At 55.2% G+C, this 26,668-nt stretch carries 21 protein-coding genes; 9 read left to right on the forward strand and 12 right to left on the reverse strand.

Annotated features, from left to right (window positions below; translation table 11 throughout):
- Positions 1–10: 10 nt before the first annotated feature.
- Positions 11–1,282: an ABC transporter substrate-binding protein gene (locus tag QT231_RS10095; protein ID WP_308336769.1), complete on the reverse strand. Its 1,272-nt coding sequence runs from the start codon at positions 1,280–1,282 to the stop codon at positions 11–13.
- Between the two features lie 440 nt (positions 1,283–1,722).
- Here QT231_RS10095 and QT231_RS10100 point away from each other — a divergent pair, with 440 nt between their 5' ends.
- The 5 genes from QT231_RS10100 to QT231_RS10120 all read left to right on the forward strand — a co-directional run bounded on the left by QT231_RS10100 (position 1,723) and on the right by QT231_RS10120 (position 9,418).
- Complete coding sequence (locus tag QT231_RS10100; RefSeq protein WP_308336770.1) at positions 1,723–3,231, forward strand: carbohydrate porin; 1,509 nt, start codon at positions 1,723–1,725, stop codon at positions 3,229–3,231.
- Between the two features lie 127 nt (positions 3,232–3,358).
- Positions 3,359–6,064 (forward strand): HTH-type transcriptional regulator MalT, encoded by a 2,706-nt coding sequence (gene malT, locus QT231_RS10105; protein ID WP_308336771.1) that lies wholly within the window; start codon positions 3,359–3,361, stop codon positions 6,062–6,064.
- Between the two features lie 121 nt (positions 6,065–6,185).
- Positions 6,186–7,880 (forward strand): alpha glucosidase, encoded by a 1,695-nt coding sequence (locus QT231_RS10110; RefSeq protein ID WP_308336772.1) that lies wholly within the window; start codon positions 6,186–6,188, stop codon positions 7,878–7,880.
- A complete protein-coding gene (gene ugpC / locus QT231_RS10115) occupies positions 7,868–8,983 on the forward strand; it encodes a sn-glycerol-3-phosphate ABC transporter ATP-binding protein UgpC (RefSeq protein ID WP_308336773.1) in 1,116 nt (371 codons plus the stop codon). Before QT231_RS10110 ends, ugpC begins: the two co-directional genes overlap by 13 nt.
- Positions 8,984–9,229: 246 nt before the next feature.
- Entirely contained in the window at positions 9,230–9,418 is a 189-nt protein-coding gene (locus QT231_RS10120) for a hypothetical protein (RefSeq protein ID WP_308336774.1), read from the forward strand.
- Between the two features lie 80 nt (positions 9,419–9,498).
- Here QT231_RS10120 and malG read toward each other — a convergent pair whose 3' ends face one another.
- The 3 genes from malG to malE all read right to left on the reverse strand — a co-directional run bounded on the left by malG (position 9,499) and on the right by malE (position 13,261).
- On the reverse strand, positions 9,499–10,389 hold the full coding sequence (gene malG / locus QT231_RS10125) for a maltose ABC transporter permease MalG (protein WP_308336775.1): 891 nt from the start codon (positions 10,387–10,389) through the stop codon (positions 9,499–9,501).
- Positions 10,390–10,399: 10 nt separating this feature from the next.
- The gene (gene malF / locus QT231_RS10130) at positions 10,400–11,980 is read right to left on the reverse strand and encodes a maltose ABC transporter permease MalF (RefSeq protein ID WP_308336776.1); all 1,581 of its coding nucleotides are present in this window, start codon (positions 11,978–11,980) and stop codon (positions 10,400–10,402) included.
- Positions 11,981–12,073: 93 nt separating this feature from the next.
- A complete protein-coding gene (gene malE / locus QT231_RS10135; RefSeq protein WP_308336777.1) occupies positions 12,074–13,261 on the reverse strand; it encodes a maltose/maltodextrin ABC transporter substrate-binding protein MalE in 1,188 nt (395 codons plus the stop codon).
- A 289-nt stretch (positions 13,262–13,550) separates the two neighbouring features.
- On the opposite strand from malE, the gene zwf reads away from it, so the two are divergent.
- From zwf to QT231_RS10155, 4 genes are all read left to right on the forward strand, one after another.
- On the forward strand, positions 13,551–15,056 hold the full coding sequence (gene zwf / locus QT231_RS10140) for a glucose-6-phosphate dehydrogenase (protein ID WP_308336778.1): 1,506 nt from the start codon (positions 13,551–13,553) through the stop codon (positions 15,054–15,056).
- Position 15,057: 1 nt separating this feature from the next.
- Entirely contained in the window at positions 15,058–15,723 is a 666-nt protein-coding gene (pgl, locus tag QT231_RS10145; RefSeq protein WP_308336780.1) for a 6-phosphogluconolactonase, read from the forward strand.
- A gap of 45 nt (positions 15,724–15,768) precedes the next feature.
- Positions 15,769–16,431, forward strand: coding sequence for a bifunctional 4-hydroxy-2-oxoglutarate aldolase/2-dehydro-3-deoxy-phosphogluconate aldolase (locus QT231_RS10150; RefSeq protein ID WP_308323586.1), 663 nt, complete (start codon positions 15,769–15,771; stop codon positions 16,429–16,431).
- 246 nt (positions 16,432–16,677) lie between these two features.
- On the forward strand, positions 16,678–18,273 hold the full coding sequence (locus tag QT231_RS10155) for a solute:sodium symporter family transporter (protein WP_308336781.1): 1,596 nt from the start codon (positions 16,678–16,680) through the stop codon (positions 18,271–18,273).
- A gap of 114 nt (positions 18,274–18,387) precedes the next feature.
- Here the strand turns inward: QT231_RS10155 and QT231_RS10160 are convergent, their stop codons facing one another.
- From QT231_RS10160 to QT231_RS10195, 8 genes are all read right to left on the reverse strand, one after another.
- Positions 18,388–19,284, reverse strand: a complete 897-nt coding sequence (locus tag QT231_RS10160; RefSeq protein WP_308336782.1) for an SMP-30/gluconolactonase/LRE family protein — start codon at positions 19,282–19,284, stop codon at positions 18,388–18,390.
- 15 nt (positions 19,285–19,299) lie between these two features.
- Complete coding sequence (locus QT231_RS10165) at positions 19,300–19,905, reverse strand: 2-dehydro-3-deoxy-6-phosphogalactonate aldolase (RefSeq protein WP_308336783.1); 606 nt, start codon at positions 19,903–19,905, stop codon at positions 19,300–19,302.
- A gap of 14 nt (positions 19,906–19,919) precedes the next feature.
- Positions 19,920–20,903, reverse strand: coding sequence for a 2-dehydro-3-deoxygalactonokinase (locus QT231_RS10170; protein ID WP_308336784.1), 984 nt, complete (start codon positions 20,901–20,903; stop codon positions 19,920–19,922).
- Positions 20,904–20,932: 29 nt separating this feature from the next.
- Positions 20,933–22,081 (reverse strand): galactonate dehydratase, encoded by a 1,149-nt coding sequence (dgoD, locus tag QT231_RS10175; RefSeq protein WP_064233303.1) that lies wholly within the window; start codon positions 22,079–22,081, stop codon positions 20,933–20,935.
- 39 nt (positions 22,082–22,120) lie between these two features.
- Positions 22,121–22,840, reverse strand: a complete 720-nt coding sequence (locus QT231_RS10180; protein ID WP_308336785.1) for an FCD domain-containing protein — start codon at positions 22,838–22,840, stop codon at positions 22,121–22,123.
- A 176-nt stretch (positions 22,841–23,016) separates the two neighbouring features.
- Positions 23,017–23,859 (reverse strand): carbohydrate ABC transporter permease, encoded by an 843-nt coding sequence (locus tag QT231_RS10185; RefSeq protein WP_308323579.1) that lies wholly within the window; start codon positions 23,857–23,859, stop codon positions 23,017–23,019.
- Entirely contained in the window at positions 23,856–24,749 is an 894-nt protein-coding gene (locus QT231_RS10190; protein WP_064233306.1) for a carbohydrate ABC transporter permease, read from the reverse strand. The genes QT231_RS10185 and QT231_RS10190 overlap by 4 nt, the downstream gene beginning before the upstream one ends.
- A gap of 97 nt (positions 24,750–24,846) precedes the next feature.
- Positions 24,847–26,208 (reverse strand): extracellular solute-binding protein, encoded by a 1,362-nt coding sequence (locus QT231_RS10195; protein WP_308336786.1) that lies wholly within the window; start codon positions 26,206–26,208, stop codon positions 24,847–24,849.
- Between the last annotated feature and the right edge of the window lie 460 nt (positions 26,209–26,668).

The following is a 26,668-nucleotide window of genomic DNA, read 5'->3' on the forward strand; positions in this document are numbered from 1 at the left end:
GGCTCCAGGGTTACCAGTTGCGACGCTTCAGGCGAGCCAATTCGTCTTCAAGGTCAGCGACCGCTTGGGTGCCATCTTTAGTACCGGAAAGCACATCATGGGTGGTGCTGAAGAAGGCGTTGCTGACCCGGCCATAGGCATCGCCGGTGGGCGCGGAGGGCCGTGCAACAGCGTTAACAAAAGTTTCGTAAAGCGTGCCAAAGAAGGGCACCGCTTCGAGTACTTCGTCGTCTTGGTAGAGCGCATCGATAGTGGGGTTGTAAGAGGCTTGAATGGCGCGACGCTTCTGCTCCTCTTCACCTGTCAAAAAGGCGACCAAATCAGCGGCTAGTTCCGGGTGTTCGCTGTAACGCGACACGGCTAGGTTCCAGCCGCCCAGGCCAGCGGCGCTATGGCCATTTTCACCACCTGCGGGGAGTTGAGTTACACCTACTTTGCCGCGAACGTCACTGTCTTCGCTTTGCGCCAGCGCCCAGGCGTAGGGCCAGTTGCGCATAAATACCGCGCCGCCACTTTGGAAAACGCCGCGCGCTTCCTCTTCGGTGTAATTGAGTACGCCGTTGGGCGAGATGTCGCCAATCCAGGAGGCGGCAAGATCAAGTGCCTCGGCAGCGTGTTCGTTGTTAATGCTAATCTCGCCATCAGTTTCCACGATGTTTCCGCCGCCAAAGCTGGCCACCCACTCAAGCGCATTAACGGTCAAACCTTCGTAAGCGCGCCCCTGGAAGACATAGCCCTGCATACCCTCTTTGCCCTCGGCGCGTTCGGCGTCTTTAATCTCGCGGGCAATTTCGGTGAGTTCTTGCCAGGTCTTTGGCACTTCATGGCCATACTTTTCCAGCAAGTCTTCGCGGTAGTAGAGCACGCCCGCATCGGTGAACCACGGCATGGCGACTAGTCGGCCGTCGATGGTGTTATTGGTCACGATGGTGTCAAAGTGCCCGGCGGCAGCATCATCGCCAAGCACCTCGCGTAGATCCAGCAGGTGGTTGGCGAGTAGGCCTGGCCACACCACGTCGATCTGCATCACATCGATATCGCTGGAGTTAGCCGAAAGGATCTGCTGATAAAGTGAAAGGCGTTCGGTGGAGGAGTTGGGCGTTGACACCACGTCGACGCTATGGCCGGTTTTCTCCTCCCAGGCGGCGACGCCCTCCTGGCAAAGCGTTAGCTCCGCGCCTACCGCACCGCAAGAAATAGTCAGTTCTTCAGCCTGGGCCTGGCTTGTCGCGCTCAGCGTGCTGGCCACGGCGATAGCGGTAGTGATTAAAGTCTTTTTCATAACGGCGTACCTCGACGTTTATTGTTGTGGACGATGTTGCATCAAAAACAGCGCTAAACAGCTAGCTTAAGTGCGCTCGATCGCTCTCTTAACTTTTATCTTAATCGATTAAGATAATGCCGCTCAGTTAGCCGCTTCGGCTGAAAAAGTTCAATAGCGACTTTTGTCTAACGGCATTATTCAGTTTTCACTAAACAAAATAGTTCTTTAGACATTAGTCGCTAATTAGCAACTAGCCGTTGGCAATAAGTGACTTAATCGATTAAGTTCTGGCTATCTTTCCTTAAGCACCGTGGCGTCTAATGACCGCCGCTACCCCCGCTGGGCGAAATGTGCAAGGGAAGTGTTATCGATATGATCTTAATCGATTTAGTCATAAGCTTTTAAAGATAGCTGCGTTAAAACAGCCGCTTATCAATAACAATAGGGTACTCAAAACAATGCATAAAATGACATTCAAGAAGCCGTTAGCGATTGCTATTGCCGCCGCCAGCTTAGGGATTAGCGGAGTTGCTTCGGCACAGATGACCATGGAACAACGCTTTGCCGAACTGGAAGCCCGCATTGAAGCAGCGGAACAGCGCGCTGAAGCCGCCGAGCGCCGTGCCGAGATTGCCGAGCGATCACAGTCGACCGCCGTGGCTACAGAGAGCGACGCGGAGATTGAAGAGCGCCTGGCGCGAGTGGAGCGCTATGCTGATGGCGAAGAGGGGTTCTCGTTTAACGTTTACGCTCGCTCAGGTTTGCTGATTGGTGAAGATGGTAAAAGCGAAAATGCTGGCCCTTACCTGACACCCGCGGGTGGAGAGGGCGGCGCCGTGGGCCGTTTAGGTAATGAGCCGGACACCTACGCCGAAGCAATTTTCAACTACCGCATGCAGTTTGATAACGGCGCCAAAGCGCTTTACCGCACCATGATTGCTGACGGCACGACCTCCAGCAATGACTGGACCGGCGGTGAGTCGGATCTTAACGTACGTCAGGTATTTGCTGAATTCAGCGATCTTCCCAGTTTTACCGGCGCCTTTGAAAATGCCTCGATCTGGGCCGGTAAGCGTTTTGACCGCGATAACTTTGATATCCATTGGCTCGACAGCGACGTGGTCTTCCTAGCGGGTACCGGTGGCGGTATCTACGACATGCAGTTGGCCGACAACTGGAAATCCAACCTGTCGATTTATGGCCGCAGCTTTTCCGACTACCCAATCGTCGATAGTGAAAACCCTGGCCTAGAGGGCGACACTGACAACCTGATTCTGACCTCTAACAACTACTTCGGTAACTGGCAGTGGATGGTCAACGGTATGTCCGCTGCAGATAACGACGAGCGCGATATTGATGTTGGCCAGACCGCGGCCGATACCGGTTTCCATACCATGATTGCTTATCACGGCGACAGTTTCTTCGGAATGGGCGAGGGTAATTTCAAAGCTGCCGTGCTGCATGGTCAGGGTTTGGGCGCCGAGACCAAAAGTATTGGTTCACGGGGTGATCTAACCGATGATGCAACCTCCACGCGTCTAGCGCTCTACGGCACTACTTATATTGCCCCGCAGTGGCGCGTTGCCCCTTCTATTCTGGCTGAAACCAGCGAAGACCGTTATGTCCAGGGCGATAAGTACAACTGGGCAGGGCTTAACGTACGCTTAGCCAACGAGCTAACGCAGAACTTTGAAATGCAGTACGAAGCTGGCTATCAGTGGATGGATCTCGATCCCCAGGGATACAGTGGTCGTAACGCCGTGGATGGTGGCTTCAGCAAGTTCACTATTGCGCCTACCTTCAAGCCGGAAGTTGGTGGCTTCTGGCAGCGCCCTGAGATTCGTCTATTCACTACTTTCAGCGACTGGGATGGCGACCTCAACAACTACGGTGCCAGCTCACTGGGCAACGAAGGCTTTACCGGCGGCCAGTGGACCTTCGGTGTTCAGACCGAAGTGTGGTTCTAACCGATGCGAGTTGCTTGATTTAACTGTTTCTTCTCCAATGCACTTTGCCCGCGATACGTCGCGGGCTTTTTTGTAGGGCTTTAACAGCATTGGTGAACGGAGAGCAGGGCTACCCAGGGGAGAGCTGATGCCACTTCTGCAAGAGAAACTAAAAGCACCGTTACTGCCGCTTGGTGTGGTAGCCAGGCCGCGCCTAAATGACCATTTTGGTTTAAATGAACATGTTCGCTTACTGATGGTGCAGGCCCCTTCGGGGTATGGCAAAACCACGCTGCTGGCCGAGCGGCTGCCGGCGCTGGAGCAGGAAGCCGCTTGGCTACGTCTGGATCAGCGAGATGATCAGCCTGCGCGATTTTTAGCCTATTGGCAGGCAGCGCTCAACTCGCTGTTGGATGAAAAAGCGCCGCTGTCACCGGTGGCCGAAGAGGCCGACTGCGTTGAGCAGTTAGAGCGCTGGCTTGGCGAGTTACCAGAGCAGCGAACCCCGTGCCGGTTGGTGGTGGATGAATTTGAACATCTCACGCATCCCGATATTTTAGCCGGGCTGGCCCACTGGCTACGCCATCAGCCACCCTGGCTAACCTTGACCCTGGCTAGCCGTTCGCGACCAGCTCTGGGGTTGGCAAGCCTGCGACTAAGAGGCGAGCTTGAAGAGATCGACCTCAGCGCCCTGGCCTTTGATAGCGAAGAGGCGCAAACCCTGTGCGCAGAGCAGCTCAGCTTTCCACCCACACGAGTAAGCCTGGAGCGCGCGCTACGCAGAAGCGGTGGCTGGGCAATGGCGATGAGCTGGCTGGTAGAGCGCACCACCACACGGGCAGGCTTCGACGCCCTGGTTGATCGGTTAAGTGGCGCTCACCCCGACTTTGTCGCCTGGTTTGACGAACTGCTCTCTGCAGCTCTGCCTTTGGAAGAGCGCGAGCTAATGTTGCAACTGGGGGTGCTGGAGCGTTTTTCTCCTGAATTAATGGCGCGTCTATTAGACGGTGAACGTTTAACCCAGCGCTTGGAGGCCTTTGAGCAGGCGGGGTTATTTATTGAACGGCCTGATCCTCACGCCCAGTGGTACCGCTTCCAACGGCTGTTTGGTGAGTATCTACGCCACCGCCGTCATGAGCTAAGCCTTGCCACCCAGCGAACGCTCCACCGGCGTGCCAGCCAAGCGTGGCTAGCCTTGAACGATCCGGTGATGGCGCTGCGCCAGGCAATTCTCGCCGAAGCCCCTGAAGACGTGGCCAGTCTACTGACCGCAGAAGGGCCAGCCCTATTGGCAAGCGGTGCCTACGCACTGTTGGCCAAAGGCTTTGCTCTGCTTGGTGAGCCACGACTCACCACCAGCCCAGAGCTTGCACTGCTGTATGGCTGGGTCTCCCATGCTCAGTTTCAGTTTGATATTACCGCCCGGGTGATTGGCTGGATTGAAGCGCAGCTAAATACGCCAGAGTGGCAACGGCTTAGCGCTGAATTTGCCACCCTGCGCGCACAGTTGGCGATTAACCAGGGCAATGCCGAGCGCGCCGCGCCGCTGGCGGAACAGGCGCTGGCCGTGCCTGCCCGCTATTTAGCCTCAACGCCGCTCACCGCCACCGCCATATTGAGTGAGGCGCGCTTTGTGCAGGGGTATTTAGACGAGTCGCTGCAGCGAGTTCGCGAAGTAGAGCATCAGTCCCGCCAGCGTGAAGACCACCAACTGCTGCTATGGTCGTTTTGTCATCAATCCGAAGTGCTGGTTGCCCAAGGGCGTCTTCAGGCAGCCTACGATATTCAAGAGCGTGCTTTTGCCCACTTGGAGCGAGCTGAGCTTGAGCATCTGCCCGTGGCAGAGTTTCTCTACCGTATTCGCAGCCAGGTGCTGTGGGAGTGGCACCGCTTGGATGAAGCTGAGCAGGCGGCCTTGAAAGGTATCGCCGTGCTGGATAATCAGGGTGAACGCTGGACGCTGCAGTGCCATATTCAACTGGCAAAAGTTGCCCAAAGCCGTGGCGACCAGGCTCAGTGCGCCGACCATATCCGTCGGTTGCGTAAAATTCTTGCCGAAGGGGATTACCACATCGACTGGGTGGCGAACGCCCACGCTACGCTACTGGCCTGGTGGCACTCGACCCATGATATGGATGCCGTAGTACGCTGGCGTCAGGAAGCCCCGGCGCCGCTCATCGACAGTGCCACCAACCACTTTTCCCAGTGCAATGTGCGTAACCACGCCCGGGCGCTTACGCTGCTGGGCGACTACGACGCAGCCCACACGCTATTGGAAGCTCTTGAAGCGCATACCCAGCGCTTGGGGCTGGTGACTGATGCCAACCGCAACCAGCTCTGTCTGGCGGCGGTGGCTTGGCATCAAGGCCTGTTTGAGCAAGCCAGCCAACACATGCAGAAGGCGCTTGGCTTAGCTTCTCGCACCGCGCTGGTCGGCAGCTTTTTACGCCTAGGCAAACCCCTTCGCGAACTGCTTGTCAGATTAATCGCTAACGGCACGCTGGCTGCTTTAGAGCAGGCAAGAGCAGATCGGCTGCTAACGCTTGCTGGCCAACAAAAGGACTTTGGCAGTGCCCGGCGCTTAATGCTGGATGAAACGGTGATCGCCGATATCGTCGCAAGGCCGGATGTGCCCGAGCTAATCCGCACATCGCCGCTGACTCGCCGTGAGTGGCAAATCCTGGGGCTGATTCATGCCGGTCTTTCCAATGAGCAGATCGCCGAGCAGCTCTCGGTGGCGCCCACCACCATCAAAACCCATATCCGCAGTCTCTACCAAAAGCAGAATATTCGCCGCCGGGATGAAGCGATCGCCCTGGCCGGGCAGTTGCTGGCGCATATTCAGGGGGAATAAGTAGACAGGCGGGCTACTCCTAACGCCTACGCCCAGAGTCACCCTGGGGGGAGGATTTTATCTTGTGAGCAACCCTGCATCATGCCAAGTAACCAGCAAAAACGATGGCAAGGACAAAACAATGATGCAGACACCTTCAACTTCCCTCTATGTGGGCAGCCAAGGGGCCGACTGGTGGCGTGGAGTGGTGATTTACCAAATTTATCCGCGTAGCTTTATGGATAGCAACGGCGATGGCATTGGCGATTTGAAAGGGGTGATCGAGAAGCTCGACTATATCGCCTCATTGAACGTCGATGGGATTTGGCTTTCGCCGTTTTTTACCTCGCCCATGAAAGACTTTGGCTACGACATCAGCAACTACCGCGATGTTGATCCGATGTTTGGCACGCTGGAAGACTTTGACCGGCTAGTGGAAGCCGCCCATGCCAGGGGATTGAAAGTGACGATTGATCAGGTGATGTCCCACACCTCCGACCAGCACGCCTGGTTTGAAGAGAGCCGCCAAAGCCGCGATAACTCTAAGGCTGACTGGTACGTATGGGCCGACCCCAAACCCGACGGCGCACCGCCGACCAACTGGCAGTCGGTATTTGGCGGCAGCGCCTGGCAGTGGGACACCCGCCGCTGCCAGTATTACCTGCATAACTTCCTGGCCAGCCAGCCGGATCTTAACTTCCGCACCCCAGCGGTGGTGGACGCCATGCTGGGGGAAGTGCGCTTCTGGCTAGAGCGCGGCGTAGATGGTTTCCGGCTGGATGCGGTTAACTTCTGCACCCATGGCGAGCTAAAGGATAACCCGCCGCGTCAGGAGATCACCGAAAGCTTTTTAGGGGTACGCCCCGACAACCCCTACGGTTACCAGCTCCACCAGTACGACAAAACCCAGCCGGAAAATCTCGTTTTCCTGGAGCGGCTGCGTGCTCTGTTGGATGAGTACCCCGGCACCACCAGCGTGGGCGAAGTCGGCGATGACGACGCGCTGGGCGTGATGGCGGAGTACTCCCAGGGCGGCAAGCGGTTGCACATGTGTTACTCGTTTAACCTGCTGACCGATAAAGCCGATCCCAGTTATCTGCATCAAACGCTGACCGAAATGGAAGCGCGAATTGGCGATGGCTGGCCCTGCTGGGCGCTGGGTAATCACGATGTCACGCGGTTGGCGTCTCGCTGGCAGGCGGAAGGGCAGTTGGATAAGCTGCGTCTGTATATGGTGTTTTTGCTCAGCCAGCGGGGCAGCGTATGCCTTTATCAGGGTGAAGAGCTAGGCCTGCCCGAAGCGGAGCTGGCCTTTGAGCAGCTGGTTGATCCCGCTGGTATTACCTTCTGGCCTGCCTATAAAGGTCGCGATGGCTGTCGCACCCCGCATCCATGGCAGGCGGATGCTCGCCATGCAGGCTTCAGCAGTGCCACGCCATGGCTGCCGGTGCCTAAAGCCCATGTAAGCCTTGCGGTTGATCAGCAGGATGATGATGTTGACTCGCTGCTCAATGCCTATCGTGGGTTTTTAGCCTTCCGACGCACCCAGCCTGCCCTGGTAAAAGGCGATGTGCTCTACCACCCTGTACGTGATGAGGTGCTTTGCCTGGAGCGCACCTACCAACAAACGCGCTTACTGATTGCACTCAATTTTAGCGGCCAAACGGTTACCCGCTCAGCACCTGAGAGCGCTGAAGCCATCGCCGGTGCCCCCACCTGGCTTATCAGTGAGTGGCAGGAGGGCGCGTTGACGCTACCTCAACTGTCCCTTCCCCCCTATGGCGTGGCGATTGTCCGTTGCCCGCAATCCCAGGAGAACGCGCCATGGGACGTTTAACCCTAAGCGGCATCGGTAAATCCTTTGATGGCGTGGAAATCTCCCGGGATATCGATCTCACCATCGAAGATGGCGAGTTTGTGGTGTTTGTCGGGCCCTCCGGCTGCGGTAAATCCACCCTGCTGCGCATGATTGCGGGCCTGGAGGATATTACCGAAGGGGATATGCAGCTGGATGGCCAGCGGATCAACGAGATTCCGCCCCAGGAGCGAGATATCGGCATGGTGTTCCAATCTTACGCGCTCTACCCGCATATGAGCGTGGCAGAGAACATGGCGTTTGGCCTGAAGCTGGCGCGGACTGACAAGGCGGAAATTCGCCGCCGCGTCCAGCATGCCGCTGAGATGCTGCACCTTACTGAGCTGTTGGAGCGTAAGCCCAAAGACCTCTCCGGTGGCCAGCGTCAGCGGGTAGCTATTGGCCGAACCCTGGTAAAAGAACCAGCAGTGTTTCTATTTGATGAACCGCTCTCCAACCTGGATGCCGCGCTGCGGGTAGATATGCGGGTGCAGATCGCCGCGCTGCATAAGCGCTTGAACGCCACCATGATCTACGTGACCCATGACCAAGTGGAGGCGATGACGCTGGCTGACCGCATTGTGCTGCTGTCCAAGGGCCGTATTGCCCAGGTGGGTGCGCCGCTGTCACTTTATCACTTTCCCAACACCTTAGAAGTGGCTGAGTTTATCGGCTCACCGCGGATTAATACCTTCCCAGTGACGGTAGTAGACCCCGGCGAGCGCCAAACGGTGGTGCGCCTGGATAGTGGCGACACCCTAGCGGTGGCGGTTAATGGCCAACATCTTCACTCAGGCGAGAGCGCCACGCTGGGATTGCGAGCAGAAGACTTTGTCGCCCCCGATCAGGCCGAAGCCACGCTAGGCGCTAGCTTGATGGTGGCAGAAAAGCTGGGCTACGAGACCCTCGCCCATTGGCGAGTAGCGGGAATCGACACTCCCTTAACCCAGCGCCTGGATGGCTTAACGCAACTAACCGAAGGTCAAACGGTCGCTTTGGGCATCTCGGGCCAGCACTGCCATCTTTTTGATCAGCAGGGCAATGCCTGCCCTCGGCAGGTGGTGGTCGATGGGGTTAGCCAATAATTATTTTTAAATGAGGGCATCCAAAACGTCTTCTCGCAGGTATTCCCCATACAGCCGCTATTGGTGGCGGCTGATTACAACCCTTGTAGGAGACTGAAAAAGACACTTAATCATCTAGCGCGCGCTACCCTGGCCGCCACTCTGATAGCATCCTCACTCATGCCGCACTGGCTGAGATGCCTACGGATGTCCAGGGCCGGACGGCAATACCGCTGGGCTCGAAACCGTCGGCGTTGGCACGATCAGATGAGTGTCCAGCTATCGGTATCGCTGGGTTTAGTGGAGCCAGGCCAGCCGATTAGGATACGCTTAGATCAATTATCGCCGCTTGAAGATAACCAGCTGTTTGAGCTAACGCTGGAAGACGAAGCCGGTTCGGTCACCGGCTTGCCTACTGGCCCTATTGAGTTTATTGGCCGAGCGGTCGAGGTTTAGCGAAAAAGTTAACGCTACCGGGGATAGCGCCGAATTGAGCTGTCAACTGCCCAAGCGAGTTAATAGCCACAAGTCGATGGTCAGCCTTTCACACCGCCTGCAGTTAAACCACCAATAATCCAGCGCTGGCAGATTAGGAACGCTACGGTAATCGGTAGGCCGGAAAGCACGGCGGCAGCGGCAAAATTGCCCCAGCGCTGATTGTGGTCGGCAAGATACTGCTGGGCGCCCACCGCCAGGGTTAGCTTGTGCTCATCCACCAGCAGCACCGAGGCCATGGGGTACTCCATAATGCTCATCACAAATGCCAGAATGAAGACGACCATCAATATGGGGATGGAAAGCGGCAGCAAAATATAGCGAAACGCCTGCCAAGTACTGGCTCCATCGACCATTGCGGCCTCTTCAAGCGAACCGTCGATTGATTCGAAGTAGCCTTTGATTGTCCAGATATGCAGGGCAACTGCGCCCAAGGAAGCCACAATTAACGCGCCGTGGGTATTAATGCCTAACCAGCCCACAAACTCTCCTAGTCGATCAAACAGCGCGTAGAGCGCCACCAGCGAAAGCACTGCAGGGAACATCTGGAAAATCAGCATACCTTTCAACAGCGGCTCTTTGCCTTTAAAGCGCATACGGGCAAAGGCGTAGGCGCTGGTGGTTGCCAGCATAAGAATCAACACCGACGATACCACCGCCACTTTGATCGAATTCCATAGCCACAGCAGCACTGGGAAGGGCGGCTGGACAATACTGCCGTCTGGCCGCTCCCAGGGAATACCCAGCGCCAGCGACCAGTGCTCTAACGAGAAGCGCTCGGGTATCAAACTGCCTGAGGCAAAGTTGCCCTCACGGAACGAAATTGAAATTACCAGCAGCAGCGGAAACACGATCAGCGACACAAAGCCAATCAGTGCCAAGTGTGCTCCCAGGCGGCGGGCGCCAATGGAGCGGGGTTGAACCATCGCCATGATAAACCTCCTAAACCTTAACCTTGGAAAGGCGCAAATTAAGCAGCGACATGCCCGCCACCAATAAGAAAATAAGCGTGGCGATAGCGGCTGCCAGCCCAAAGTTTTGTCCGGCATCCTGAAAAGCGATGCGATAGGTGTAACTGACTAACAGGTCGGTAGTGCCCGCCGGCGTACTCGCGCCAAGAATATCCGGGTTGCCCCCAGTGAGTAGCGCAATTAGCACAAAGTTATTGAAGTTAAACGCAAAAGCAGCAATTAATAACGGTGTGAGCGGTTTGATAATCAGCGGCAGCGTAATCTTGAACAGGTTGGTCAGCGGGCCGCCGCCGTCTACTGCAGAGGCTTCGTAGAGATCCTGAGGTATCGCCTGGATTAACCCCATGCAGAGCAGCAACATATAGGGGTAGCCCAGCCAGGTGTTGACGATCAGCAGCATGGAACGTGCGAGCCACGGGTCAGTAAACCATTCAGGACGAATGCCAAACAGCGTATCTAAAATCATATTCACTTCACCGAAGTGCTGATTAAACATGCCCTTGAAAATCAGTATCGAGATAAAGGCGGGCACGGCATAGGGCAGTATCAGCAGCGTGCGATAAATGGCTTTGCCTTTGAGCTGATCCCACTGCAACAGCGATGCCAGTACAAAACCGACGGCCAAGGTAAAGACCACCGTTAGCGCAGCGAAAACAAACGTCCATACAAAAATCTGCATAAACGGCCCGCGAATATCCGGGTCGGTAAAAATCTTTGTATAGTTGGTAAAGCCCACGTTAACCGGCCACCCCGGGGTAATCTGTTCGCCGCTGTCGGCGACAAAGAAACCGGTGGTTTGATCAGGTATCAGCACGCGGTCTTCGCGGCGGTCATAGAGCGAGCCATCATCGCGGGTTTCGTAGCGGTTCACCATGGGCGCAAACTGGCGCAATCCCGCCATACGCAGCTCAGTACCCTCGGGTGTTAGTAGTCGAAGCCCTTGCAGCGAATCACGTGCCTGAATAATGGCACGCATGCCCAGGGGCTCCTGAGCAGGTGGTGCATCGACAGATTGAATACCGATTTGGCGAGTTTCCTGATTGGCCAGGTTGAGCGGAGAGGAAACAAAACGTTGAACCTTGTTTTCATGATCGTTTTCTCCGTCGCTCTGCAAATACAGTCGCACCAGCTCACCTTCCTGGTAGAGCGTTAGATCAAACGCCTTACCTTCCGCCTGATAAGTTTGGCTTAACAGCTGGCCGCGCACGCGCTCTTCAGAGAGCAGGTTGCTAGAGCTGTAGTTACTAAAGCTAATGCCAATGGTGTAAAGCAGCGGGAAAATAACAAACACCCCAAGTCCCGCGACGGCAGGAAAAATATAGCGATGGCTCATTAACGTGCGTTTGGTAAATACAACGGCTAACGAGCCGCCCAGGACTAAAAAGAGCAGCGCAAACATCCACTGGCCGTTAAGGTGAAATGCCATCACCAGCCATAAAAGCGCAATCACCAGAACACCGATCACGCAGCGCAGGGCCCAGCGGGTGTAGCGTTCGGAGAGGTGACGAGAGCGGTGACGGGGAAGGCCGCGAGACGCGTTGGTGGTATACATGATGACTTCCTGAAAGCTGCTCGGTAGCCTGCGCCACCGAACAGTAAAGGCACAAAAAGAGCGTGGTAAAGAAAGAGGGTGGTAAAGATAGCGCTACTGGCGCATGCGCCGTGCCGCCGCATCCAACGCTTCTTGAGGCGATTGGCGCCCGCTGCCGATGTTTTGCAGTGCCGGTTCCATGGCCGCCCAAAAGGCGCCCATCTCAGGAATATTGGGCATTGGCATGCCTACTTCCGCATTTTCCAGCGTGGCAGCAATGTTGGGATTGTCGGCAAGCTCTGCCTGATAGTTGATATGGGCTACTGCGCCTAGCGAACCGTCGTTATTAAAGGTGCGCATACCCGTCTCGCTGAGCAGGTAGTTCTCTAAAAACTCGACGGCGAGAAAGTCGTTCGGCGTGGCGGAGTTGATCATTGCTGTCATCACACCAAACATCGGTTTGGCCCGTTCACCGCCCACCTTAGGCAGCAGCGCGACGCCGTAATCAATCCCGCTACGCTCCAGATTAGGCCACGCCCAAGGGCCGCTAATCATGGTGGCGACTTCGCCCTGGTTAAAGCGGGTATCCATCAGGTTGTAGTCGGTACCACGGGGCAGTACGTCGCTTTCGATCAACTCAACCAGCAGCTCTGCTCCCTGTAAGGCCCCGGCGTTGTTGACACCAATATCGCTAACGTCATAACCGCTGTCGGTCTGTTTGAACGGGTAGCCGCCGTTGGCTGCCAGCAGTGTCCAGCCGTAGTACGGTTCGCTGTAATCAAACAGGATGGCCTTTTTGCCCTCTTGGGAAAGCGTCTGGTCTAGTTCCATTAGCTCGGCAAAGCTCTCCGGTGGTGTGTCCACCAGTGCTTTGTTGTAAATGAGCCCGAGGGATTCGACTGAAATTGGGTAGCCGTAGGTTTCGCCATTCCAAAGGGCAGCCTCCCAGGTAAAGTCGTAAAACGCCGCGCGGAAAGTGTCACTAGGCGCTACCTGTTTTAATAGGCCGCTTTGTGCCCACTCGCCCATGCGGTCGTGAGCCCAAATCACGATATCTGGCCCCTGGCCACTGCCCGCCGCCTGTTGGAAACGATCAGTCAGGTTATCTGGGAAGACCACTTCGACGTCAATGCCGGTATCTTCGAGGAACTGCTCGGCCACGAGCTGAATGCCTTCCTGGCCTTTGTTATCGCCCATCCAGATGGTTAACCGATCATCTTCAAAGGCGAAGGCGGGCAAGGTAGCGCTGGCAGCCAGCGTGGCGGAGAGTAGGGGTCTGATAACATAGCGTAGTGATGCCATTAAGTAATAGCCTCGTTGTTGTTGTGGTCATTGATGTATCAACTTCCGCAGCGTGGCCAATTCCGTTCAAGGCTGCCTCCTCCTTAGGGGGCGTAGTAGTGGCGTATGTGAAAGGCGTAGAGTAAAAGTGGAAAATGGCATGAGGGGGAAGCGGAGTGCGCGTTGAAAACGCAGCAGGTGTGGTTATTTTGTAGTAAAATTACACGAAATATTGCGTATAATGCCCCCTTTACGGTAGATTTTAGGTAATCTAACTACATTAGATGCCTAATTATAAATAGGAGCGACGATGAGCCAGTCCACTGCTTCCCAAGGTGCACCGCTGGGCGATCCGAATCACGCTATTGATTTAGCGCTGTTTGGGGCGCTGGGTGATCTTGCCATGCGCAAGTTATTTCCTGCCTTATACCATCTTGATCGCGAAGGCTTGATGCCTGAAAGCACCCGCATTATGGGGCTGGCTCGCCATGAGCACGACGCAGCGTCATTTCGCAAAATGGTTAACGACGCGCTGCAAAAACGGCTAAAAAGTAACGAGCAGGATAAGCAGAGCCTCGAACGTTTTCTTGCCCGCCTGGACTACTTAAAGCTCGATTTTTCCAGCGTTGAAGGGTACGACGCTATTCGTCAGTGGCGTAAAGGCTCACCGCGCCCCATGGTGGTCTATCTCTCCGTTGGTGCGCCCATTTATGGCGATATCTGCCGTCACCTGCAGGCCAGTAAAAGTCTGGATGATGAGTCCCGCGTGGTGGTTGAAAAACCCATCGGCTACGACCTGCACTCATCCATTGAAATTAACGACGCCATCGGTCAAGTGTTCCCTGAATCGCGGATTTACCGTATCGACCACTATTTGGGCAAAGAGACTGTCCAAAACCTGATTGCGCTACGTTTTGCCAACCCGCTATTTGGCACCCAGTGGAACCAGAACAATATCTCCCACGTGGAGATTACCGTTGCCGAAAAAGTCGGCATCGAAGGGCGCTGGGGGTATTTCGACCAAGCAGGTCAACTGCGCGATATGGTGCAAAACCACTTGCTGCAGTTGCTGTGCTTAATCGCCATGGATCCGCCCTCCAATCTGGATGCCGATGCCATTCGCGATGAGAAGGTGAAGGTACTTAAAGCGCTCAAGCCGTTTGTGGGCGAAGCACTGGGCCGTGATGTGGTGCGTGGCCAATATATCGCCGGTACTAGTGACGGCCAGTCGGTGCCTGGCTATTTAGAAGAAGAGGGTGCCAACACCCAAAGCCAGACCGAAACCTTTGTGGCCATGAAAACCGAAGTAGCTAACTGGCGTTGGGCGGGCGTGCCGTTCTACTTACGCACCGGTAAACGGATGCCGGAGAAGCTCTCGCAGATCGTCATTCACTTCCGTCAGCAGCCGCACTACATCTTCGATCCGGATCAGCGCGGCATCGCCTCGAATAAGCTGATTATTCGACTGCAGCCGGAAGAGGGTATTGCCCTGCAAGTATTGACCAAAGATAGCGGTTTGGATAAAGGCATGCGCCTGCGTCCCGGCCCGCTGCATTTGGACTTTAACAGTGCATTTCCCAAATCGCGGATACCCGATGCCTATGAACGACTGCTGCTTGAAGTCATGAAAGGCCAGCAGTACCTGTTTGTCCGCCGCGATGAAATTGAACACGCCTGGCGCTGGTGCGACCAACTTATTGACGGTTGGAAAAAACGTGACACGCCACCGCGCCGCTACCCGGCAGGCTCTTGGGGCCCGGTCGCCTCTATTGCCATGATTACCCAGGATGGCCGCAGCTGGTACGAGGATTATTGATATGAGCCAAGCACGCCAACAGTTGGCCGAACAGCTTGCCGAAGCCGTTTTTCAGGCGCTGTATGACGACTTAAGCCGCCAGGAGCGCGTCCTGCTCGTGGTTTCAGGGGGCTCAACACCGGTGCCGTTTTTTAAAGCGCTGGCGGGCAAATCGCTACCCTGGGAGCGCGTAGACGTGACCCTTGCGGACGAGCGCTGGGTGGACGAACAGAGCAGTGATAGCAACGCCAAGCTGGTGCGGGAGCATCTGCTGCAGAGTGAAGCAGCGGCGGCCACTTTTATACCGTTAACTTCCAGGGCGACTACCCCCGAAGAGGGCGTAGATGAAGTCGCCAAGCAAACGGAATCATTAACGTGGCCTGCCAGCGTAGTGATTTTAGGTATGGGCGGTGACGGCCATACCGCGTCACTGTTTCCCGACAGCCCTGAATTGACCCTGGCGCTCGCTACGGAAGAGCCGTTAGTGGCGGTAAGAACGCCTAGCCAGCCACAGCCACGGATTACCTTTTCGGCCGACCGCCTGCATCAGGCACGTCGGCATATTCTGCATATTACCGGCGACGATAAACGCGCCGTATTGGCCAAGGCATTAAACGGCGACGATGTTCGTCAATTACCTATTCGTGCCTTTTTAACCTGCCCATTGGCGATTTATTGGGCGCCTTGAGTGCTAGCCGCCTTAGCCAATAAGAATTTGCTTGGAGACTCACTAATGACTATCGACAAACAGCTACCCTCTACCCGCACCGCAGAGCTGGATAGCATCTGCTTAAAAGCCGAAGTGATTCCGGTCATCACCATCGAGCGTTTGGAAGACGCGGTACCGTTAGGGCGTGCCCTGGTGGAAGGTGGCTTAACCGTGCTGGAAATTACCCTGCGCACCGATTGTGCCCTGGATGCCATCAAGCGCATGAAAGAAGCGCTGCCGGGTGCCAGTATTGGGGTGGGTACCGTGTTAACACCCGCACAATATCGCCAAGCCGAGCAGGTAGGCGCTGATTTCGTTGTCACGCCAGGCGCGACGGATGCGCTTTATCGCTACGGTGTCGAAAGCCCGGTGCCGATGCTGCCAGGGGTGTCGACCATTTCAGAACTGATGACAGGCTGGCAGTACGGATACCGTCGGTTTAAGTTCTTCCCGGCGGAATCCAGCGGTGGCGCCAAAGCCATCAAAGCGTTTGGCGCGCCGATCCCTGAGGCGCGCTTCTGCCCCACCGGTGGTATTACCGTGGATAACGCCGATGACTATCTTTCATTGCCCAATGTGATGTGCGTCGGCGGTTCCTGGTTGACGCCCAAAGCGATGGTGGAAGCCGAAGATTGGGACGGTATTCGTGAACTGGCCCGCCAAGCAGCGGAGCGTTTTCATCACTAAATAAACCGCCGCTGGCTGCACCCACTAGGTAAGAAGAGCTATCCCTAGCTATGTTTTTAAACATAGCTAGGTTTTTTTAGGTCAAAATTTAATCTTTTAGCTATGTTGGCCGCCCGTTTAAGACCAAAGACGTATAACGGGCTATATTCAGCTCAACTAAAATGGCGTCACGATTTGTCTGACATTTCGCTCTACGCGCATACAGTAACGTGCGTGCCACTTATAATGATCATGAGGTGAGTCAAAATGCACGCGTTGACCTTGGCGTCCTTCCTGTTTTTTACAGGGCTTGTCGCCTTTATCACTTGGCAAATCACCCGCCGAGATGACCACTCAAGCACCAGCGGCTACTTTTTGGCTGGGCGTACGCTAACCTTTCCGCTGATCGCTGGCTCTCTGTTAATGACCAATCTCTCTACCGAACAAATGGTAGGGCTGAACGGGGCTGCTTTTGCTGATGGTTTAAGCGTGATGGCCTGGGAAGTGGTAGCGGTTGTCGCACTGGTGGCGTTGGCGCTCTTCTTCCTGCCGCGGTTTTTGAAAAGTGGTATTGCCACGCTACCGCAGCTGCTCGAAATTCGTTTCGATAAGACGACCCAGCTAATCACCAATATCATTTTCCTAATTGCTTATGCAGTGGTTCTGCTGCCGATTATTCTCTATTCCGGTGCTATAGGCCTGCAGGGGATGCTCGATCTTCAGGGGCTTACAGGTATCGAGTCTCCGGCGACGCTGCTTTGGTTAACGGTGTGGATCGTCGGTATCATCGGCGCGGTGTATGCACTGTTTGGTGGGCTACGCACGGTTGCGGTTTCGGATACGCTTAACGGCGTCGGGCTATTGATCGGCGGTTTTGTGATCGTCTATTTCGGACTGCAGGCCGTGAGTGACGGCAGCGGCATTATGGAAGGCTGGAGCATCCTCAAAGAGAGCGACCCGGATAAGCTTAATTCGATTGGCGGCGCTGATCAGCAGGTACCGTTCTTTACTCTGTTTACCGGCGTTTTCCTGATTAACCTGTTCTACTGGACTACCAACCAGCAGATTATTCAGCGTACCTTTGCGGCCAAAAACCTGGCTGAAGGTCAGAAGGGCGTGCTGCTGACCGGTCTGTTTAAACTACTGGGGCCACTCTATCTGGTGCTGCCCGGCATTATTGCTTATCACCTCTATGCTGATCAGGGCGTGCGTGCCGATGAAGCCTACGGCCATTTGGTGTTTAACGTACTGCCGCCGTATCTCACCGGGTTTTTTGCCGCGGTGATGGTCGGTGCGATTCTGTCGTCGTTTAACTCTGCGCTTAACAGTACCACCACGATTTTCAGCCTGGGCATCTATAAAGGTGTGCTTAATAAAGAAGCGACGGAAGAGCAGGTGGTTAAATCGGGTAAGGTGTTCGGCTGGATCATGGCCATCCTTACCATGATTATTGCTCCGCTGCTGGCCGGCCAGGAGAGCCTGTTTGGTTACCTGCAGAAGATGAACGCGATCTACTTTATTCCGATTCTGGCCGTGGTGCTGGTCGGGCTGCTAACCAAACGTGTTCCACCCATGGCGGCCAAAATTGCCCTGGTGGGCGGCTGCTTGTTGATTGCCGCCGGTTACTTTGTGCCACCGTTTACCCTGTTGCCGCAGGTCATGCACGAGTTCCACTTTGTGGCGATGGTATTTGTGCTGTTGGTCGTCGTGATGTTGATTATTGGCAAGCTGCGCCCGCGTGAAACCGATTGGATTCAGGAGCACAGCGGCGACGTGGATCTAACCCCCTGGAAAGGCGCAGTACCCGCCGGTATCGTCCTGGTCGTGTTAGTCATCGTGATGTACATAAGCTTTGCTGGCTGATTCGCCCACCTTGTAGCTAATCGGTGAAGCCGTAACAGTGTAATAGAAAGAGGCCCCGCTAGTATCCGCTAGCGGGGCCTTTTGCTGGGAGGTTCATGAGAGGTTTGGGGAAATTTATGCGAGACGCAACGGCGGTTCGGCTAGCCCCTTGATACCGGTTTCGACCATATAAAGTGAGCCCGCGGTGGGCTCTTGGGCTAGCTGCTCTGCACTAAACCCCTCTTGCGCTGTGGTGATATAGAGTGTTTTTAGATCAGGGCCTGCAAAAGCAGGGCAGGAGGGTTGGCTGACGGGCAGTTCAACCCGGCCAATAATTTGACCATCGTGATCCAAACGCACCACCTGCCCAGCTCCCCACAGCGCTAGCCATAGGCAGCCTTCGCTATCCATGACTGCACCATCGGGGTTGCCCAGACTAGAGAAAAAATTCGCCCAGGGCTGGGGCTCGCCTTGCGGCCAGCCGTCGCTATCCAGCGCCCAGCGCATCACCACGCCTGTCACCGTATCGGTAAACCAGGCAAACTCGCCATTTTCAGCAAAGCAGATAGCATTGGGAATCGTCAGCCCTGTACGCAGCCGCGATAGCTCACCGCGATGGAGGCGGTAAAGGCTTCCAGCGTTTCTTTCCGCGCTTTTACCCATGCTGGAGAGCCACAGGCTGCCGTGGCGGTCAATGCGGGCGTCATTGCTGCGGGTAATGGGGTTATCGGCTTCGAAATCACACAGCTTTTCGATACTGCTGCTACTGGGGTCGAAGCGGCTTAAGCGGTCTTCGCCGACTAACAGCAGGCCGCCCTCATCAAGGGGCGCTGCCAGTGACACTCGATGATCAAATTGAAAGTGGTCGCTCTCACCGCTGGCGGGGGAGAGCCAGTGCAACTGCTTTTCTAGAATGTCGCACCAATAGAGGCGTTGATTTTTAGCGTCCCACTGTGGGCCTTCACCCAGGGTACAGCGGCAATCAACCGCTAACTCTGCTTGCCACGTTGAAACATGCATACCTGTGTTCATTGTTGTTAGTTCTCCTTATTGTTCTCCTGCTAACCAAGCCTCGACGAGGGCTTGAGCCTGTTGCCCAACTTGGTAAGCGCTTTGGCCGGGTTTATATAGCGCGCTGCCCAATCCTGCACCATCGACACCTGCTGCGCGCCAAGCGGCGAAGTTATCGACCCCAACGCCGCCAACAGCATACAAAAGGGTGCCTGTGGGCAGTACTGAGCGCACTGCCTGCATGCCCTCTAATCCTACCTGCACCGCGGGGAAGAGTTTAAGTCCGGTGGCACCTGCATCGAGTGCATCGAAGGCTTCAGAGGGTGTCACAATCCCCGGCCAGCTCGCCATACCGAGTCTATGCGTCTCTTCAATCACCGCTGTACGGCAGTTAGGCGAAACGATTAACCGCCCCCCGGCGGCGTGAACTTCGCGCACCTGAGCAGGGGAGAGTACCGTGCCAGCCCCTATCAGGGCGCGCTCGCCAAAGGCTTCCACTAAGCGGTGAATGCTTTCCAGCGGATTGGGTGAATTAAGCGGTACTTCAATCTGGGTAATGCCCGCGTCCAGCACCGCTTTAGCAATATCAACCACTTCGTCGGGCGCCACGCCGCGCAAAATACCAATTAAGGGCAACGTCATAGTCACTCTCTCCATTAACAGTTAGCCGCCTTAAGCGATTGATGGGCAAGCCGAAGGCCAGCGAGTACCGCGGCGTCACCATCCATATGCTGCGCCTGATGGCCGATTGTATTGAGCGCCAGCGTATAGCGCTGGCTTAGGGTTTGGTTGCCAATCAGCATGATCGGCTTATCTGTAGGACATTCACGGCAGGCGCCGGCAAGTTCAAGGCCAATGGCAAGTCCTGAGAGCCTGGCCGCCAGTACGGCGCCACGCGTGTCGCCAGTAGGTAGTCGACCATCGAGTAAATCCTGGGCGCGTAGGCCGAACAAGCGACTACTAAAGGTTTCGGGCGCCGCGTAGATCTCGCTAACGGCCGCAATAAACGTTTCACGGCAAACGGGGTCTTGAAGTTTGTCACTGCCGATTGAGTGGCGCAAAACTGATTTGTTGGCCAATAGCTGGTAGAGCTCGCCGGTTAAGTAGGTCGAAAACCCACTCACCGCGCCCGCTTTAAGAGTGGCCCATTTGGCGTGGGTGCCGGGCAGGCAGGCGAGACCCGTAAAGTCAGGTGAGTCAGCGACGAGGCCTGCTAACTGTGTCTCCTCGCCACGCATTACATCAAAGTGGGTCGCCGTGCTGCGGGTTTGGCTTAAACCGGGCAGTAGATAAACACGTAGCTGATCGCCTGAAAGCGTTGGTGTGACTGCGCCTTGGCTAAGTTGGTCAAGCCGGGTAGGCACCGGCAAATAGGCGGCTTCCAGCCAGCCTTGGCGCGCCCCCGCCATACCGCACACCAACACATCAGTCTGGCCGGTGGTGGGCAGCCAGTCGCCCACTAGCCGCAGCAGTTCGGCTTCATACTCATCGGCTTTGAGCGACAGCATACCCTTGTCGCTAGTGGCTTGGGTAATCACCTGGTCATGCTCATTCAGACCCCAGGCGCGCAGGTTGCTGGAGCCCCAGTCCACGGCAATCCACGCCAGCTGTTGCTCTAACGTTGCAGTCGTCGTGCTCATTGGGTAAGCCTCATCGTTGATTGCATGGCTTACCACTCCGCAATAGAGCCGTCTTCGTGGTTCCACACCGGGTTGCGCCAGCGGTGGCCCACTTTGGCGCGTTCTTCAACGAACTCTTCGTTAATTTCAACGCCAAGCCCGGGGCCTTGGGGAATGGCGCAGAAGCCGTCTTCAATGGCCAGGGCTGACTTGTCGACCAGGTAGTCGAGTACATCGTTACCTTGGTTGTAGTGAATACCCATGCTCTGCTCTTGAATAAAGGCGTTGTGGCTGACGGCGTCCAGCTGTAGCGAAGCGGCCAGGGTTAACGGGCCGAGCGGGCAGTGGGGAGCCAGGGCGACATCGTAGGCGGAAGCCAGAGCCGCGATCTTGAGGCCTTCGCTGATGCCGCCGCAGTGGGAAATATCCGGCTGGATAATATCGATCATGCCGTCGGCCAGCAGATCGCGGAACTGGAAGCGAGTGTGCAGCCGCTCGCCGGTGGCCAGCGGGTAGCCCAAGCCACCGGCAATATCTTTCAGGCAGGGCAGGTGCTCGGGAGCAACCGGCTCTTCCACAAACATGGGGTGGAAGGGCTCCAGCTCGCGCAGCAGCGCTTTAGCCATCGGGCGGTGCACGCGGCCATGAAAGTCGATGCCAATGCCCACATCAGGGCCCACCGCATCGCGGGCTTCCGCAACACGAGCGACGGCTTCATCGACCTTGCGGTGAGAATCGACGATTTGCATCTCGGGGGTGCCGTTCATTTTGAAGGCCGTAAAGCCTTTTTCGACCAATGCTTTGGCACCTGCGCCCACATCGCTGGGGCGGTCGCCGCCGGTCCAGGCATACATGCGCATTTTATCGCGCACGGCACCGCCTAACAGTTGGTGAACGGGCACACCCAGGTCGCGACCTTTAAGATCCCACAGCGCCTGGTCAATCCCGGCGATCGCGCTCATTAAAATAGGCCCACCGCGATAAAATCCGGCGCGGTACATCGTGTTCCATAGGTGCTCGATGCGGTGTGGATCCTGGCCAATCAGGTAGTCGGAGAGCTCATGCACGGCGGCCTCAACGGTCGCCGCGCGACCTTCAATCACGGGTTCTCCCCAACCGTAGCAGCCTTCGTCGGTTTCGATCTTGAGAAACAGCCAGCGTGGGGGAACTTGCCAGGTCTTGAGTTTGGTAATTTTCATGTTCGATTATCCTTCTGAATAGAAGTATTGATTGAATTTTTAACTGACGATGCCAAGGTCGATAGCCGTGCGGCGCAGTACTTCTCTCGCGGCGCTTTCTGCGGCGTTGGCATTGCGGCTACGGATAGCGTCAAGTACCTGACGGTGACGTGTAAGGCTGTCGTCTAGGGTGTCCGTGCGATCTTGCGAGCGGTGTATCAGCGCCATAATGGAGGGGCGCAGCAGATGCCCCATTTGCCGCCAGACTAAATTGTGGCTGGCCCGGTAAGTGGCATCGTGAAACGCGACGTCGTACTCGGCATGCTCGGCACGAGCTTCCACGCTGCTGGCCGTTTTTTCCATGCCTGTAAAGGCGCTCTCAAGGCGTTCAATGTCTTCAGCCTGTGCTGCCTGTGCTGCCAGTCCTGCCACCACGGGCTCAGCAGAAAAACGAAAAGCGTAAATGGCCTTTACCAACTGCGGGTCAAGGTTGATCAAGCCGGTCATCCATTCACTCATAAGTGGGTCTAGCAGGTGCCAGTCGCCCATCTCGCGCACCAGCGTGCCGCGCCCTGCGGTGCGCTCTAAGAGCCCTGCCGCGGTGAGGCTGGTCAATGCATTGCGTACCTGATTACGGCTAACGTTAAAATGAGCACCAATATCCAGCTCGCGGGGGAAAACATCCCCTGGTTGCCAATGGCCTGCCAGTAGTGCCTGGGCGAGTAAACGCGCTAATTGTTCAGCGCCACCTTGATGGGGCGGTAGAGCGTCCAGCGTCATCGGTTGTCTCTTATTATGTGTTCAATGAGAGCTAGTCTAGTAAATGTCTGACATTTAGACAAGGCGGGCTGTGGTCGCCTTTAGGCTAACGATGGCGATTAATCCGAGCAAAAAAAGCCCACATCTGTTGGCAACAGATGTGGGCAAATCGTGGTTAGTAAGTCGTGGCTGAAACGTTATCCCTTAACGGCACCTGCGGTCATACCTGTAACGATATAGCGGTTGGCGAGCAGCGCAAAGATAATCACGGGCAGCACAATCAAGCTGGCATAAGCGGCAATCACCCCGTACTGGGCACCGGCTTCAACGCCGCCCATAAAGCGAGTAATCCCAACCGTGAGTGGCTGGGCGTCGCTGCCTGCCAGGAACAGCGCAAACAGATATTCGTTCCAGGACATGATAAAAATCAGAATCGCCAGTGCGTTTAGGCCTGGGCGAACGACAGGGAGTGAAATGCTCCAGAAAAGCTTCCAGGGGCCGCAGCCATCAACGATGGCAGCTTCTTCCATCTCCTTGGGCACGTTTTCAAAAAAGCCCACCATCATCCATACGGCGAAGGGTATATGAATCGCCAAATGGGCAAACAGCAGCCCGGTGCGTGAGCCAGATAACCCCAGGTCGACAAAAATCAGAAACAGCGGCAAAGCCAGCACTACGTGGGGTAAAAAGCGCATGGCCAGTATCGCAAATGATAGTGCACCGCGTATTTTAGGGCGTAGTTTGTTAAGCCCGTACGCCATGGGTACGCATACCGCCACAGAAATAATCACCGATGCCACGGCGATAATCACGCTGTTGCGGAAATAGAACCAAAAATCGCCAGCGTTAAAGGCAACGCTAAAGTTGTTAAGGGTAAAGTCGCTTAACGTTAGTAGCGCTAGCGGAGAGCGGAACATGGCGGTTTCATTAAAGGCCGCCGCGAGCAGAATAACCGGTGGCAGCAGCGAGATAATCAGCCAAATGGTTAATCCGAAATACTGACCAGCGAGTTTTGCGTTGGCTTTGTTACGATCATTCATGCGCTGGCCTCCTTATTTACCTTGTAGACTTTAATATATAGCCAGGCGACAACCGCCATAATCATAAACATGGTAAAGGCGATAGTGTTGGCCATGCCCATATCCTGGTTGGCGATACCGCGGTTATAAGCCAAGATACTCATTACGGTTGTCGAGCGGCCGGGGCCACCGCCGGTCATGGTGTAGACCATGTCAAATTCGCGGAATGCACTGGTCATGATGATGATGGAGACGAACAGAATGTGTGCCCGAATCATCGGTAGCACCACGTACCATAGGGTCTGGAACGCACCGGCACCGTCGACCTTAGCGGCTTCATACATATCGTCGGGAATTGTGGTAAGCGCTGCGTAGAGCACCAATATCGCCATGGGGGTTAAGTGCCAGGCATTGGTGAGCGCGGTGGCAAACAGGGCAGTTGAGCTATCGGTTAGCCAGTAGGGGCCGGTAATTCCGAAAAAGCCTAACAGTTGATTAATCACCCCAAAGTCCGGTTCCCACATAAATAGCCGCCAGGTGATCCCGACAATTACCGGGGTCATTACAAAGGGCAGCAGAAATAACGCCATCCAACCAGCTTTAAAGCGAATGCGCTTGCCGCTTAATAAAAAGGCAACCAGTAAGCCGACGATTAAGCAACCGAGAGTATTGGCGAGGGTAAAGAGTAGTGTCACCTTGACGGAGTTAATAAATAGGGGGTCTGTCCAGGCGCGCGTGTAGTTTTCAAGCCCGACAAACCATTGGTTGCTGAAATCATAAAGAAATACGTCGTGTAGACTGAAGCGTGCGGCGATGCCAAGGGGAAACGCCACAATCAGCAACATGACGATTAAGCCGGGCAATACAAAATACCAGCCCCGGGTGTAGCGATTAAGGAGATTGTTTTGCATAGCGCAAACCTCGTTAAAGCATCGATTCAAAAGCAGCGGCGGCTTAGCCGGGGTAGGCCAAGCCGCCACCGCCAAAGAGGTTAGGGTACGAGGACGCCTAGCGTTCGAGGTAGCCTGCGCGTTGGAAGGTACGGGTCATATTGTCTACCCAGCGATCCTGAGCTTGCTCTGGGGTTAGGTCGCCGCTGAGTACTTCGGTGGCGAAGTCAACGGTGCCCTGCCACATAACAGTGCCGTATTCAGGAATGCCCTGACGAACGAATACGTGTTCAAGGGTCTGCTCGTAGGCGGGCAAGAAGTCAGCATAATGAGGCTCTAGGCTGCGCAGTTCTTCGCTGTTGAAGTGAGCCGTGCGGGAAAACTGCTTGGTACGTTTACCCCACTCGATTTCGTTATCCTGCAGCATCCATTTCAGAAACTTAAACGCTTCTTCGGAATTTTCAGTATCCATAACGAAGACCCCGCCGCCGCCTAAGAAGGGCACGCCTTGGGGGTAATCCTGCAGGTTACCTTCAAAGGCGGGTAGCGGTTGATAGCCCACGTTACCGGCGGCTTCGCCTTGAGGATCTTCAACAGTGGAAAGCCCTTGGGGCCACATGGTGGCCATGGCTAAACGGCCATCGCGGAAGTAGCTTAGCCCTTCAAGAAAATCCCAGTTACGGGCAGCGCGGGGCGCCACGTCATTGGCAAGATCGACAAACAGGTTGGCGGCCTCGACTAAGATGGGGTGATCAAGGTCGGGTTGATAGTTTTCGTCCCAGCCTTCAAGGCCCGTGGAGTAGAGCATGACGATAAAACTACGTGCCACGCCGCTGCCCGCACCTAAGGCGTCGGTCCACCCGTATAGATCCTCTTCCAGGGTCTCACCGGCCACCGTTTCACCCGCTTCACGCGTGAAAAATTCCCCCACTTCGTAAAGCTCTTGCCAGGTGCGCGGGACTTCAAGCTTGCGTCCGTACTCTTCCTCGAAGGCTGCCTGCTCGTCCGGGTGTGAGAAGAAATCTTCGCGGACAATTAACATGGGCGCTGCGGGGGTGGTGGGCAGGGCGATAATTTCACCAGGGCGAGCGCTGCTCTCCATATGCGATTCGCGAATTCGCTCTGGATAAGCATCGATATCAAAATCATATTTTTCGATGTAGGGCGTTAAATCGACCACATGGTCTTTGAAACTGCCAAACCAGCCAGGGCTGTGATAGCCCATATCCCAACGCCCGGTGCCGCCAATGGCTTCAATCGACATACGGTCACGTAACTGGTCGGGCGGCAGTATCTCGCCAATCACTTTAACGCCGGTTTGGCGCTCATATTCGGGGGCGAAGTAGTCGATAACAGCGTCAGCTTCTTCACCCGGGTGAAGCGCCCAGCGTATCGTAACGTCTTCCGCCATTGCTGTAGCGCTGGCCGTGGCTATGGCCAAGCCTAATCCGGTGGCGGTGAGCATGCGTATTGTTGTCATGTGTCAATCTCCTAAGGCTCTTTATTGTTATGCCCTTTCTCTCGAAAGTAAGCATCGCCGCTGCAAGGTTGAATCGCTAGATCCCACTATGATTATTGGTGAGGAATTTATTCCAGGCACTGTATTGGTTTGAACTCCAAGCTAACTGACGACCAACATAAAGGATTTGCAGAATCGTGTCACCTAGCGTAATTAATAACTACAGGATGAGCCGTGAATAAGTAACGCTAGTGTGTTTTGATCGGCAATAGAATAGCTGGAAATGAATCTAAAAATTATTAAAAACATGAGGTTATGTTTTTAATGGGGCTAAGGGTTGAGGCGGTAATGATCCTTTTAAACGTTGAGTATTTAAGTTTAAATAGATAATTCTTTGGACTAATGTCTAACGCTAAACATTGGATGCCGATACTTTTAGCCGTTTTACTGCTCTTATTAGACCAAAGAAGGATATAACAAC

This window comes from Halomonas sp. SpR1 (assembly GCF_031010175.1).
Classification (GTDB): domain Bacteria; phylum Pseudomonadota; class Gammaproteobacteria; order Pseudomonadales; family Halomonadaceae; genus Vreelandella.